Below are 13,467 nucleotides of genomic sequence, written 5' to 3' on the forward strand. Positions count from 1 at the left end.
CGCAGCGCGCGACGACAGCCGACTGTGGCAGGCCGTGGCACGGGGCGGGCATGTGCTGCTGATGCGTCACGCACGGGCACCGGGGGGTGGTGACCCCGCTGGTTTTCGGCTTGAGGAGTGTGCGACCCAGCGCAACCTCAACAGCGAAGGACAGGATCAGGCGCGACGGATCGGTGACGCTTTTCGCCGGGCGGGTGTCGCGCAGGCACGAGTCTTCAGCAGTCGCTGGTGCCGTTGCCTTGAAACGGGGCAGCTTCTGGCGCTGGGCAAGGTGACTCCCTTGCCGGCGCTCGATTCCTTCTTCTCGAATCCCGAGCGCGAGCGCGAACAAACCAGTGAAATCCTTTCCTTTTTAAAGGCCGCCGATCTCTCGACACCGCTTGTCCTGGTGACGCACCAGGTGAATATCACCGCGCTTACCGGCGTCTTCCCTGAATCGGGAGAGATCGTCGTGGCGCGCAGCATGCCTGACGGCAAGCTGCTCGTGGTGGGGCGCCTCAACCATGACTAGCAGGCAATTCATGTGGCGTATCGGACGCTGGCTTGGCGTCGGGCTGGGCCTTTTTGTAGCAGCGGCCGGGGTTGCCGCAACCAACGAAAACCAGGTGGTTACGACAGCGCACGTCAGCGCAAAACTCGTTTCCGAGTCCAGCGTCGTCGCGCCCGGCGCAAAGATCTGGCTGGGACTGCATATCCGGCTGCTTCCAGACTGGCATGTGTACTGGCGTAATCCAGGGGATTCGGGCTATCCGCCAGCGCTCACCTGGACGCTGCCCGCCGGTGCACGCGCCGGCGAAATCGCCTGGCCAGCGCCACAACGCATCCCCTTCGGACCGCTGACCAATTTCGGCTACGAAAAGGACGTCTTGCTCGCTGTCCCGATCGAGATTCCGGCGGACTACGCGGCACAAAGTTTCCCGGTGCGGCTGCAGGCTGAGTGGCTGGTCTGCGCAGCGGTCTGTATCCCTGAATCCGGAAGCTTCGCGCTTGCTTTACCGGTCGCCGCCCAGGCTCAGGCCGATGTCGGGCAAACGGCGCTGTTTACCGCCGCTCGCCGGGCGACACCGACTCCCGTGCCGCCGCCCGGCTGGTCGTTGTCGGCGCGGGTCGATCAAGGCCTGGTCAGTGTTAGTCTCGTTCCCGCAGCGAGCGCACCGCCTCTCGCTGCGCTGAGCTTCTTCCCGTTTGCCGAAGGCTTGATGCACGCCGCCGCCGACCAGGGTTTCCGGCAACAGCCCGGGGGGTATGCCCTGACCCTGACCGGTGCCGAAGTGCCGTCCGGCGAGTGGACTGCGCTCTCTGGCATCATGGTGGCGACTCCCGACCCGGCGCGCGGCGCGCCGCCGTTCGCCTTCACTCTGGAGGCGCCGATTGCCGGCGCGGCACCTGGTGCGATTCGCCCCGCATCGCCCGCAGCTCCGGGCGCCCAGGCGACGCTTGCCGGACACCAGGGAGCGTCAGCGCTCTCATTAATGGCCGTCGCGGGGCTCGCCTTCCTTGGCGGCATGCTGCTCAATCTGATGCCCTGTGTTTTTCCGATCCTGTCCATAAAACTGCTCGGGCTGATGCGTCATGCGGGAGAGGGTGCTGAAGGTCGGCGCACGAGCCGGAAGCACGCCTTGTTCTATACCTTGGGCGTCGTCTGCTCCTTTCTTGGCATGGCCGGGCTGCTGCTGGCGTTGCAAGCCGGTGGCGCCTCTCTGGGCTGGGGGTTCCAGTTGCAGTCGCCAGCTTTCGTCGGTGCCATGGCGCTGCTCTTCTTTGCGCTTGGCCTTTCCCTTTCAGGAGCCTTGCCGATTGCGACACTGGCCCAGGATGTACCAGGCACCTGGCGCCTTCGCCACCCCGACGTCGATGCCTTCGCCGCCGGTGTGCTGGCGGTACTGGTCGCCTCTCCGTGCACCGCACCGTTCATGGGCGTTGCGCTCGGGGCTGCGTTCACGCTGCCTGCCGCGCTCACCCTCGTCGTCTTCTTCGCGCTCGGTCTGGGCATGGCCCTGCCCTATGCGCTGCTGGCCATCATGCCGAGCGCATTAAGCGGGTTGCCTCGGCCCGGCGCCTGGATGCAACGGCTTAAGGAGTTTCTCGCTTTCCCGCTGTACGCTACGGTCGTGTGGCTCGCCTGGGTGCTCGCCGAGCAGGTGGGTGCGAGCGCAATCCTCTACCTCGGTGGGGGCTTGCTGGTGGTCGCCGGCGTTGCCTGGCTACTCCGCCTTGACCAGCCGTTCTGGCGCTGGGGCGGGGTGCTTGCCCTGATGTGCGTCGGGCTGACGCTGCTCGTGAGCATCCCCGCGCCGAAACCATCCGCCAGCCTTTCCGCTCAGCGCGAATCGAGAACCCCATGGGCGCCGTGGTCGGCTTCGGCATTGGTTGCGGCACGCGCACAACACAAGGCCGTGTTCGTCGATTTCACGGCGGCCTGGTGTGTAACCTGCCAGGTCAACAAGCGGCTGGTGCTGTCCCGCGATGCCGTAGTCGCCGACTTTGCCCGACACGGCGTGCATCTGATGCGTGCGGACTGGACGCTGCATGACCCGGAAATCACGCGCGAACTATCGACGCTCGGCCGTAGCGGCGTACCGGTTTATGCGCTCTACCCCGCGCACGGCGAACCTGTTCTGCTGCCCGAGGTACTCACGCACGATTCGATTCTCGCTGCGCTTGCACGCTTGCCGGATTCGGCCAGACAGGCGAGCGTAATTCCCGTACCACCCGACGAAAGGAGTTGACTCATGAATTACCTGAACCACCTGTTGCTCACGCGCCAGAAAATGCCGAACTCCCAAGTACCACATGACGATCGACCAGGCAGCAAAGCATCGGGCTGGCGCTACCCAACGCTGCTTGCGGGCACGGCCCTGGCGACCTTGATCAGTGCTCAGGCAGCGGCCCTTGCACCGGGCAGCCCGGCGCCAGCCTTTGCGCTGACCACGCTGGACGGCAAGCCGGTGGCGCTGGCCGACCTCAAAGGCAAGTGGGTGGCGCTGGAATGGACCAACCCGGACTGTCCCTTCGTTCAGAAACATTATGGTTCGGACAACATGCAAGCGACGCAGCGCGTAGCGGCAGGCAAGCAGGTCGTCTGGGTGCTGGTGAACTCGACGAATCCCGGCCATCAGGACTTCAAGTCGGCCAGTCAAATGAACGATTGGCTGGTAGCGATGAAAGCCAGTCCGAGCTATGCGGCCCTCGATCAATCCGGTGTCGTCGGCAAAGCCTACGGCGCCAAGACAACGCCGCACATGTATCTGATCAATCCCGCTGGCCAGGTCGTCTACAACGGCGCGATCGACGACAAGCGCTCGGCGAATCCGGCCGACATCGCCGGTGCGCGCAATCACATGAAGGAGGCCATCACCGAAGCCGTATCCGGCAAGCCGGTAACGATCGCCGCCACGACGCCTTACGGCTGCTCGATCAAGTACTGACACGAAGCTCGTGCCCTGGCCAGTCCACTGCGTCGACCGGCTTTTCGGCCGGGCCATCGAGGACTTACCGTGAGCGCGAGTTCTTCTCTATCGCGATCAATGCCGGTCACGAAGCAGATGTCGTAGAATGTCGCCGGGATCCGTTCTGAACTCTTTACCCAGATCGCGCTGCGGTATCCGTGACGTGACGCCAAGGATATCGAGCTTGCCGACGACTACAATTCTTCTGGACTATATTCCATGCATCCTGGTGGTACCCATGATTCATGCCTTCTCTGCGGACACCGGATGTCCCAACAGGGAATTGCCAAAGCGCATTTCACTAAGAAATGCCCCGCTTGCAACGGGCCGATTGAAGTCGATGCAACGGGTGCGCTGACTCGGTCCCGTGGCGCAACTGCTGCCGGCCTGGTTGGCATGGTATTGGGGCTGGTCGCTTGCGTTGTGGCACTCACCGCGCTTGGAATCGACGAGAAAACTCTCAATGCCTGGCCCTCTGCATGGCAGTCGGCTCTAGCCATTGCAGTGATTGGAACAGGAACCTTGCTTGCTTACATCTTTCAACGTTTACAGGTCAAAAGCGTGCTTGCGCGAATGCGGGCGCACCTGCAGGAGCAAGGTTTGTTCTGATTCGGGGTGGCGCTTGCTGCACTGAAGAACCGGCTGAAGGCTGGCCTCGCGGATTCCTGGTCTGGCCGCTTGTCGGTCCTGAGTCCGTCGGCGTGAATTGAACTTTCTTTGTCACCACCCCACAGCGTTGGCGCTGCATTCTTCTCACGGGCAGAAACCTCTGTGACTATTTGGCCGGAGCCGGAAACCTATGCCCTGCTGTTAGCCGTGCTGGCCCTGACGGGCGGCATTGCTCTAAGCCTGACCACCCGGCGCACATAAGCAAGGTGTAACGAAGATGTAACATTCGCTGCCTAAACTGCGTTGGCGGAATTGATTCTTTTTTTGACCAGTTGCAGCACAGCGTATTTTTAACAAAACCACCAGAGGATAAAACATGCAGATACGATTCTCAAAGACCGCACGGCGCCTTGCGCTTTCGACCATCAGCGCCGCCGTGCTGGCCACATTACCAGGCTTGGCCAGCGCGCAATATACCTCGTCGAACCGTGACGTGCTGGTGCCCAATACCGGCGCCTGGCCAACCGCCGGCGTGACCCTTAACGGCACCACCTTCGTCAATCTCGGTCTGCAGGGCGTGGGTCGGGTGGCGGCCAACAGCATCGACTCGGCAACCGGGGAAACCTTGGGTTCGATATCGGACATGCAGATCACGGGGTTTACCAATAACGGCAATGGCAGCTGGAGCGGCACCTTCAACTTCCTGCCTGACCGCGGTTATAACAGCGGGGCTACTTTTTCCAACTACGCCGCGCGCATCAACACCTTCAGTTTCACCTTCACGCCCTACACCGCGGCAGCACCCACCGCGGCGCAGAACCAGATCGCGATGGCCTTCACCGGCTCCACGCGCTTCACCTACGACCACGACAACAATCCCCTGACGGCGCCGGTTTACACCACCGGGTTGCTGGCCAGCGGTACCGCGGGCCTGTTCGGCACCACCGTGCCGACCACCCTTGGCACGACCACGCAAAGCGACGGCACAATTACCAACCGGCTGACGCTGGATGCCGAAGGGCTGATCCTCGACAACCGCGCGGGAATGGCAGGATCGGGCTGGGTCGGCGATGAGTACGGTGCGTACATTTACCGCTTCAACACCAACAAGCAGCTGATCGGGCAACTGCAGCTGCCCGCCGCGCTGGTGCCGCATGCGCCCGTGGGCACCATCAATTTCGCCACCGATCCACCCGCTAACGGACGGCGCATAAACCAGGGCATGGAAGGCATCGCGCAGAGCCCGGACGGCACCAAATTGTTCGGTCTGCTGCAAAGCGCCACCATCCAGGATTCGGGTGCCGGCAACCAGGGCCGCTCAAACGCGCGCTTGGTGGTCTATGACATCTCCGCCTCGGATACGCCCGCGGCGCCGATGAAGGAATACGTGATCCAGTTGCCGCGCGTGGATGACAATGGCGGCACCGCGGCGGTCAATCGCACCGCCGCGCAAAGCTCAATCATCGCCCTCAACGATCATCAGTTGCTGATCCTCTCGCGCGACGGCAACGGCCGCGGCGCTAGCGGCTCGCCGGTCTTCAAATCGATCCTCTTGGCCGATATCTCCAATGCCACCGTCCTGACTGGGCTCGGTGCCGAAGGCGCGCAGGTCGCGCCGGGCGGGGTGCTCAGTGCGAGCGTGTCGGCGATCCAGTGGACCGAGGCCCTCAATATGCTGGGCAAGCTCGGCACCTCAAGCGCGCTCGAACTGGCCAAGTTCGGCCTCAACATCGACACCGCACCCGGCAACAGCAACTCGCTTTCCGAAAAGTGGGAAGCGCTTGGCCTGGTGCCTGTTGGTGACGGCAGCGGCCAGTACTTCCTGTTCGTCGGCAATGACAACGATTTTCTTTCGAGTTCAGGCAAGCTGCTGGATGCCAACGGCGTGTTGCAGAGCTACAACGCCGGCCTGGAAAACGACACCATGGTGCTGGCTTACCGGGTGGCCGTGGTGCCGGAACCTGAAACCTACGGCCTGATGCTCGCTGGCCTGGCGCTGGTGGGCGTGGTCGCGCGGCGCCGCAAGCCGGGCGTCTGATTCACGCAAGCTGTATGAAAACAACGCCGCGCAAAATGCGCGGCGTTTTCAATGGTGCCGCCGCGCCAGCGCCTGACCCACCACTCTCAAATCGCTTGATTCCGATAATCTGGTTTATATTGGCCGGATAATCCTGCCTGCGGACTGGCCTTTTCTACTCCCGACTTCATGCACATTGCAAACCTCTCGCTGGCGGCTGCCCTGAGCAGTCTGCGAACGTCGGCCAATGGCCTGAGCCTGGCCGAGGCGGAGAAGCGCCTGCAGGAATACGGCCCTAACCGTATCGAGGAAATCAAGGGCGACCCGCAGTGGCGTCGACTGCTGCGCGAATTTACGCATTTTTTTGCACTGATCCTGTGGGTCGCGGCGGCGCTGGCGATTTTTGCCGAAACACGCAGCCCGGACGAAGGCATGTGGCAGCTCGGCGTGGCGATCCTGGCGGTGATCGTGATCAATGGCGCGTTCTCGTACTGGCAGGAATACCGGGCTGAACGGGCCATTTCAGCGCTTCGGCAACTGTTGCCGCAGTACGTCAAAGTCATGCGCGATGGCGAGTTGCAGACGCTGGCCGCCGAATTTCTGGTTCCTGGCGATGTCGTCCTGCTTGAGGAAGGCGACAACGTTCCGGCCGACTGCCGCTTGATCGAAGGCGCCGGAGTACGCGTGAATACCTCGACTATTACCGGAGAATCGCTGCCCAAGGCACGCACCGCCGAGGCCGAGACCAGTACCATCAGCCTCGCCCTTGAGGCGAGGAATTTGCTGCTGGCTGGTACCTCACTGGTTTCCGGTCAGGGGCGAGCCATCGTCTTTGCCACGGGCATGAACAGCGAATTTGGCAAGATCGCCCACCTGACCCAGTCCGCTGCTAAAACCAGCTCGCACCTGCAACTGGAAATCGCCCGCCTCTCCAGGCTGGTGGCTCTCTTCGCCACCGGGCTGGGTCTGGCGTTCTTCCTGATCGGCACCCTGATCGGTCTGCCCTTCTGGACCAATCTGATGTTCGCCATCGGCATCATTGTCGCCAACGTACCGGAAGGCCTGTTGCCCACGGTTACGCTGTCGCTGGCCATGGCCACGCAGCGCATGGCCAAAAGAAATGCACTGATCCGGCACCTGCCCGCCGTTGAAACCCTCGGCTCGACGACGGTCATCTGCAGCGACAAAACCGGTACGCTGACGCAGAATCGGATGTCCGTAGAGCAGATATTTTTTGCCGGGACAACGCGAGCGGCCGCTGCGCACGATCTTGGTAGCGCCGCCATGCCCTTGCTGCGCAATGCCGAACATTGCCACAACCTCAAACTCAGCCATCGCAACGGACAGGCCACCTGGCTCGGCGATCCGATGGAAGTCGCCCTGCTCACTTTCGCCCGGGATATCCAGGATTTTGGCGAAGCCGCCGTGCTCAGTGAAATTCCTTTCGACAGCGAGCGGCGCCGCATGTCGGTCGTCATCGAACACGAGGGTCGGCGCTGGCTGTACTGCAAGGGCGCGCCGGAAGCCGTCCTGCCGCTCTGCGTCGGCACCGGGTGGGGTGACGCAGAGGGCGTCCTTGATGCGGCGGCCCGACAGCGCATCGGTGCGGCGCAGGAAAGCATGGCCGACCAGGGCCTGCGCGTGCTGGCCTTTGCCTGTCGCCCCTTGCCGGACAATGAGCCACCGAGCGAGAGTGGGCTGATCTTTTCCGGTTTGATCGGGCTTCAGGATCCGCCCCGCCCGGAAGTTCCCGAGGCCATGGCGCGCTGCCATTCGGCCGGCATCAAGGTGATCATGGTCACCGGCGATCATCCGCACACCGCGCTGGCCATCGCGCGCGCCATCGGTCTGGTGAGCAGCGAGAATCCGCTCATCGTGGCCGGCGACGCGCTGCGCAAGATGACAGCGGCGCAGTTGCAGATTGCCCTGGACAGCCCGGAAATCCTGTTCACCCGCGTCACTGCCGAACAGAAAATGCTGGTTGTTCAAGCGCTGAAGAACAAGGGCGAGATTGTGGCGGTCACCGGCGATGGAGTGAACGACGCGCCGGCGCTGAAGACGGCGCATATCGGCATTGCCATGGGCATTTCCGGCACCGATGTCGCCAAGGAAGCCGCCGACATGATTCTGCTCGACGACAATTTTGCCAGCATCGTCAACGCGGTGGAGGAGGGGCGGGCCGTTTTCGAGAACATTCGCAAATTCCTGACCTATATCCTGACTTCGAACATCCCTGAACTGATTCCCTACCTCGCCTTCGTGCTGTTCAAAATTCCGCTGCCACTGACCATCATCCAGATTCTCGCCGTTGACCTTGGCACCGATATGCTGCCGGCACTGGCCCTTGGTGCCGAAAGGCCTGACAGCGGGCTGATGCAGAAGCCTCCCCGCCCGGCCAACGAACGCCTGCTGTCCTGGTCGCTGCTGGCGCGCGCCTACCTCTGGCTCGGTATGCTGCAGGCCGGCGCGGCGATGCTCGCCTTCTTCTTTGTGCTGTATCTGGGCGGCTGGAATTATGGCGATGTTCTCGGCAAGGCGGATCCGCTGTACCTGCAGTCCACCACCGCCTGCCTTGCCGCCATCGTCATGGCTCAGATGGTCAATGTCTTTCTTTGTCGCCACCCCAGAGAGTCGGCGCTGCATTTTTCTCCCTGGCAGAACCCCCTGTTGCTGCTTGGACTCGGCGTTGAGTTGGCGCTCATTCTGCTGATTGTCTATACGCCCCTTGGCAACCGGATTTTCGGCACGCTGGCCTTTGCTCCGCAGGTATGGCCGATCATTTTCGGTCTTGCACTTGGCATCGGTGTGCTGGAGGAACTGCGCAAGTATCTGGTGCGCTTGAGACAGTCGGAATCACCGGCCAGCCAGCGCCAGGGAACATGAACAGGGTAAATTGGTCTAACAGACTACTGTCATTCCGGCGAACGCCGGAATCCAGATTCGTCCATCTGATCAAGGCTTAAAATTAACTGTTTGATAAACGAACTGGATTCCGGGTCAAGCCCGGAATGAGCGCGAAGCCTGGCCTCGGGCCACGCGATTTTAATGAGTTAGCGCCAGAACAAATTTGTCGTGCGAACCTGAATCAGGCAGCCCGCTACAGCTTCCAGACAAGGTAAAATTCACCGCGCTGCCCGATGCAACTTGCCTTCGTTCTTCATCGGCAACCACGGAATGAGGAAAACACTAAAATCTTCTCCCGCAGATTACCCCAGCTTAATCCTGTGATCTAAAACGACATTCTGACGGTGCGCGACTTGGGCACTGAGGCGATTGCTTCGGGGTTGTTGCAAAAGCCGAATGGGTGCCTCATGATTTGCAAAAATTTTTCTGAAAGATCGTTCATGCCCAGCGCCAGAATGCAGCACAACAAGCTCAACAAGGTCCTGACCGGAATTCGCGGCCTGGACGACATCACCAACGGTGGCTTTCCTCGTGGTCGGGCCACATTGCTTGCTGGCGGTCCGGGTAGCGGCAAGACGGTACTGGCCCTGCAGGCGCTGGTCAATGGTGCAAAGAATGGTGAACCGGGAATTTTTGTCGCCTTTGAAGAAGATTCGGCACACATTGTCGCCAACGCCGCCACCTTCGGCTGGAATCTGCCTGAAATGGAAAAACAGTCGCTCTTTTTCCTTGACGCCAAGCCCCGTCCCGATGTCGTTTGCGCTGGCCACTTCGATCTCGCCGGGCTGCTCGCTGCGTTGAAGGCCAAGGCGGATCAGATAGGTGCCAAGCGTATCGTTTTTGATTCCATCGACGTGCTCCTGTCATTACTCAACGATTCGCTGGCCGAGCGCCGCGAGCTGTATCGTCTGAGCGACTGGCTGGTGTCGTGTGGGCTGACCGGAATTATTACCTGCAAGAACAACGACTCCGGCCAGACCAATCTCGACTATCAGGATTTTTTACAATACATGGTCGATTGCGCGATCTTCCTGCGCCACGATCTGGAAAACCGTGTCGCCCGCCGCACGCTGCACATCGTCAAATACCGCGGTTCCGGCTTTTATGCCGGCGAGGTGGCTCTTTCGTTCGGCGACCATGGTGTCGAGGTCATCTCCTTCCCGCTCATGCCTGCCTATGACAGAGACAGTACCGAGCGGGTGTCCTCCGGTGTCGAGCGACTGGACAGCATGCTGGGTGGCGGTTACTACCGTGGCGCGGCGGTGCTGTTGAGCGGCGCACCGGGTACGGCCAAGACGACCCTCTGCGGCAGTTTCGTTCTTGCCGCCTGCGCGCGTGGCGAGCGCGCACTGTTTGTCGGTTTTGACGAGCCGGCGAATGAAATCGTTCGCAACCTGCGTTCGGTCGGCATCGATCTCAGGCCGCATGTGGACAGTGGCCTGTTGCTTATGCGATCGATTCGCAGCAGCCTGACCGGAGCCGAGGAGCATATCGGAACCCTGCGCAACCTGCTCGAAACCCACCAGCCGCGCTGCGTCGTGATCGACCCGCTGTCCGCCATCATCAACAGCGATGCCAATGCCATCCGCCGCCGCATGCCGGAACAACTGCTGGAGATGACCAAGGCGACGGGCGTTACGCTGGTCTGCAGCAGCCTGCTCAATGGTAACGACGCACTCGATGAAAGTACCGACATTCATGTATCGACCGTGGCAGACACCTGGATTCAGCTCAGTTACGACGTTCTCGCCGGCGAACGCAACCGGGCGCTGACCATCATCAAATCGCGCGGTACCGAGCATTCGAATCAGGTACGCGAATTGATCCTCAGTGCCAGCGGCATTACGCTGACCGACGTCTATCAGGCCGATGGCGAGGTGCTGATGGGCACCGCTCGCTGGCAGAAGGAGATCGCCGAAAAGGACGCCGAGGAACACCTGCTGGCCGGCGTCGAGCACAAACGCAAGGAGCTCGAATTGGCGCAGGCCGAAGTCAATGCGCGCATCGAGGTCTTGCAGCGGGGTATGGCAGTCAAGCGGGCGGAACTGGAAATGTTGCTGGCGGCCGAGGTCAGCCGCCTGAAAAAGGCCAGTCGCACGCATCAGGCGCTGTGGGGCAAGCGCAGCGGCGATAGCCAGAAACCAGCGTCAGCTAGCTGATCGGAGAACCAGACCATGCCTGCAATTTCGTCAGTCCCTGACAGTAATAAACAGGAAGCCCGTGCCGCGGGCTTCGTCTTCCGCCTTTATGTGGCAGGAGAAGCGCCCAACTCACAGCTTGCCTTGCGCAATCTCAAGGTGCTCTGCCAGGATCACTACCGTGATGATTTCCATATTGACGTCGTCGATGTCCTGCTCTCACCCGAGCGCGCCTGGACCGAGGGGGTGATCGTGACGCCGACGGTGGTGCGCGTAACTCCCGAGCCGGGAATCCGGATAATCGGCAATCTGAGCAACACCGACCAGGTGTTGAGTGTTCTCGGCTTTGCGATGCAGGCCAATGACTGATACCGCAGCAGATGCCGGGGGGGGCGACGATTCCCCGACGGTCGATAAGGTCCACAAGCAACTCAGTGCGATCAAGGATGCCTTTGCCGGTCTGGCGAAGGAGGGTGTCGACTCAGTAGTGACGCGCGATGGCGCGTTTCTGGTGGGCGGTGCACACTCGGCAGTGACCCAGTCCGAGGCGCGCTACCGGCATCTGATCAACCGGATGGCTGCGGTTGTCGTTGAACTTGCACCGAGCGGCGAGATCAGTTATCTGAACGAAGCAATGGCCCAGATCACGGGTTTTTCCGACGCCGAACTGAACGGCTGCAACTGGTTCGATCTGCTGCTGCCGCTTGAGAAGTCGACGCCGCGCGAAACCCTGCGCCAGCAGTTTCTTGAAAGCGGCGAGTTGAGCGCTTTCCGCACCGGGCTCCTGACCCGTGGCGGTGGCCGGAAAATCGTTTCCTGGAATTCTGCCCATGTTCTCGATGCCGATGGGCGTGTCGAACGGCTGATCTTTTTTGGAACCGATGTCAGTGCGCAGGTACTCGCCGAAGACGAACTGCGCAAGGCCCAGATGGCGCTGGAGCAATCCCGTGATCGCTATGTCAATCTTTACGAATTCGCCCCGGTCGGCTATCTGACACTCACCGGCAGCGCGCTGGTTGCCGAAGCCAATCGCACCGCCGCGACGCTGCTCGGCATCGAACGCAAACAACTGCTTGACCATCCCTTTGATCAATTCGTTGCCGCCGCCGACCTGGAAAGCTGGCGACGCCAGTTCGCCGGCGTGATGGCTCGCGGCGGCCGGCAGTCTTTCGAGTTGACTCTGAAATCGGCCGACGGCCCCTTGTCTACGCGCAAGGCCCAGGTGGACTGTCTGCGTGTGGAGACCGACGTCGGCCCGACGCTGCGCATGACGCTGACCGACATCAGCGGGCGCAATGCCGCCGAGGATCAAGTGCGAAAACTCTCGCTGGCGGTGGAACAGAGCCCGGAAAACATCACCATCACCAACCTCGACGCCATCATCGAATACGCAAACGAGGCTCTGGTGCACAACTCCGGCTACAGCCGCGAGCAGTTGATCGGTCGCAATCCGCGAATGCTGCAGTCGGGCAAGACGCCCAAGGAAACCTATATCGATCTGTGGACTACCCTGATCCACGGGCGGACCTGGAAGGGCGAGTTCATCAACCGGCGCAGGAACGGCAGCGAGTATATCGCGTTTGCCGTCATCTCGCCGTTGCGCCAGCCGGACGGGCGCATCACCCATTATGTGGCGGTCATGGAAAACATTACCGAGAAGAAGCGCATGGGCGAGGAGCTTGACCGGCACCGCCGTCAACTGGAGGAACTTGCGGTCAGCCGAATCGCCGAACTGGCCGCCGCGAGCGATGCCACTGAACCCGCCAACCCGTGCCAGGATTTACTTTCCTGCCAACCGAAGCCATGAAACACGGTCAAGCCCAGGTTTAGACGTAAGGATAAGCATCCCGTCGCCAGTGAGCGACGTGGCTTCCAGAGTGCTGATATTTAACCGGGACTGATTGGTTTAGTTTGCACCAGGTCCTCTCACGAGAGCTCGTAAGTAAACGGGAAATACTTTGCTGTCGATATCGACATTTCGGCAAGACCACACTAGAGCGGTGAGCTTTAATGGCTACTGCGGTGCAGATCGCGTAACTTCGTTTGACAACGTCATCGGGCTGCAAACGGCCAGGTCCTGCCCCCTGGGCGCAAACGGAACGCAATACCCGGATTCGCAGCCGCGCATGATTAGCGCTGCACATGCTGATCGGCGACCTGTGCGCGCTGCCAGGGCCAGCGCCCGCTCACCTCCAGCTCCAGCGCAAAACTCAGGATAGTACGGATCGCCACGATCACGGCGAGCACACCGAGGTTCTGCAAGGTGGGTTCGATGGCCACGGTACCGATGATGTCAGCAATGACCAGCAACTCAAGCCCGAGCAGGATCGCGCGGCCGAGGTCGGCCCGC

General features: G+C 61.2%; 10 protein-coding genes. 9 read left to right on the forward strand and 1 reads right to left on the reverse strand.

Translation table 11 applies throughout. From position 1 onward, the window contains the following. The 9 genes from JNM42_RS14895 to JNM42_RS14935 all read left to right on the forward strand — a co-directional run. Positions 1–511 (forward strand): histidine phosphatase family protein (locus tag JNM42_RS14895; protein ID WP_294271770.1); only part of this gene is annotated, 511 nt, incomplete at its 5' end. After that, the gene (locus JNM42_RS14900) at positions 504–2,729 is read left to right on the forward strand and encodes a thioredoxin family protein (RefSeq protein WP_294271773.1); all 2,226 of its coding nucleotides are present in this window, start codon (positions 504–506) and stop codon (positions 2,727–2,729) included. The genes JNM42_RS14895 and JNM42_RS14900, both read left to right, overlap by 8 nt. Before the next feature lie 3 nt (positions 2,730–2,732). Then, entirely contained in the window at positions 2,733–3,428 is a 696-nt protein-coding gene (locus JNM42_RS14905) for a redoxin domain-containing protein (protein ID WP_294271776.1), read from the forward strand. Positions 3,429–3,716: 288 nt separating this feature from the next. Beyond that, the gene (locus JNM42_RS14910; RefSeq protein ID WP_294271779.1) at positions 3,717–4,058 is read left to right on the forward strand and encodes a hypothetical protein; all 342 of its coding nucleotides are present in this window, start codon (positions 3,717–3,719) and stop codon (positions 4,056–4,058) included. Positions 4,059–4,434: 376 nt separating this feature from the next. After that, on the forward strand, positions 4,435–6,096 hold the full coding sequence (locus tag JNM42_RS14915) for an esterase-like activity of phytase family protein (protein WP_294271782.1): 1,662 nt from the start codon (positions 4,435–4,437) through the stop codon (positions 6,094–6,096). A 168-nt stretch (positions 6,097–6,264) separates the two neighbouring features. Continuing rightward, positions 6,265–8,958: a cation-transporting P-type ATPase gene (locus JNM42_RS14920; protein WP_294271785.1), complete on the forward strand. Its 2,694-nt coding sequence runs from the start codon at positions 6,265–6,267 to the stop codon at positions 8,956–8,958. A gap of 428 nt (positions 8,959–9,386) precedes the next feature. Further along, positions 9,387–11,138, forward strand: coding sequence for a circadian clock protein KaiC (gene kaiC / locus JNM42_RS14925; protein WP_294271788.1), 1,752 nt, complete (start codon positions 9,387–9,389; stop codon positions 11,136–11,138). 15 nt (positions 11,139–11,153) lie between these two features. Further along, the gene (locus tag JNM42_RS14930) at positions 11,154–11,486 is read left to right on the forward strand and encodes a circadian clock KaiB family protein (protein ID WP_294271791.1); all 333 of its coding nucleotides are present in this window, start codon (positions 11,154–11,156) and stop codon (positions 11,484–11,486) included. Continuing rightward, positions 11,479–12,924, forward strand: a complete 1,446-nt coding sequence (locus JNM42_RS14935; protein ID WP_294271795.1) for a PAS domain S-box protein — start codon at positions 11,479–11,481, stop codon at positions 12,922–12,924. Before JNM42_RS14930 ends, JNM42_RS14935 begins: the two co-directional genes overlap by 8 nt. A 323-nt stretch (positions 12,925–13,247) precedes the next feature. Here the strand turns inward: JNM42_RS14935 and JNM42_RS14940 are convergent. Then, positions 13,248–13,467: DUF1622 domain-containing protein (locus JNM42_RS14940; RefSeq protein WP_294271800.1), on the reverse strand; the 220-nt coding region annotated here is incomplete at its 5' end.

Origin of the sequence: Propionivibrio sp., from assembly GCF_016790145.1 — a bacterium.
GTDB lineage: Bacteria > Pseudomonadota > Gammaproteobacteria > Burkholderiales > Rhodocyclaceae > Propionivibrio.

Bases quoted from the DNA above. Each gene is read 5' to 3' on its own strand.
- JNM42_RS14915 (WP_294271782.1), top strand. From the start codon at position 4,435: ATGCAGATACGATTCTCAAAGACCGCACGGCGCCTTGCGCTTTCGACC.
- JNM42_RS14930 (WP_294271791.1), top strand. From the start codon at position 11,154: ATGCCTGCAATTTCGTCAGTCCCTGACAGTAATAAACAGGAAGCCCGT.
- JNM42_RS14905 (WP_294271776.1), top strand. From the start codon at position 2,733: ATGAATTACCTGAACCACCTGTTGCTCACGCGCCAGAAAATGCCGAAC.
- JNM42_RS14910 (WP_294271779.1), top strand. From the start codon at position 3,717: ATGTCCCAACAGGGAATTGCCAAAGCGCATTTCACTAAGAAATGCCCC.
- kaiC (WP_294271788.1), top strand. From the start codon at position 9,387: ATGATTTGCAAAAATTTTTCTGAAAGATCGTTCATGCCCAGCGCCAGA.
- JNM42_RS14935 (WP_294271795.1), top strand. From the start codon at position 11,479: ATGACTGATACCGCAGCAGATGCCGGGGGGGGCGACGATTCCCCGACG.
- JNM42_RS14900 (WP_294271773.1), top strand. From the start codon at position 504: ATGACTAGCAGGCAATTCATGTGGCGTATCGGACGCTGGCTTGGCGTC.
- JNM42_RS14920 (WP_294271785.1), top strand. From the start codon at position 6,265: ATGCACATTGCAAACCTCTCGCTGGCGGCTGCCCTGAGCAGTCTGCGA.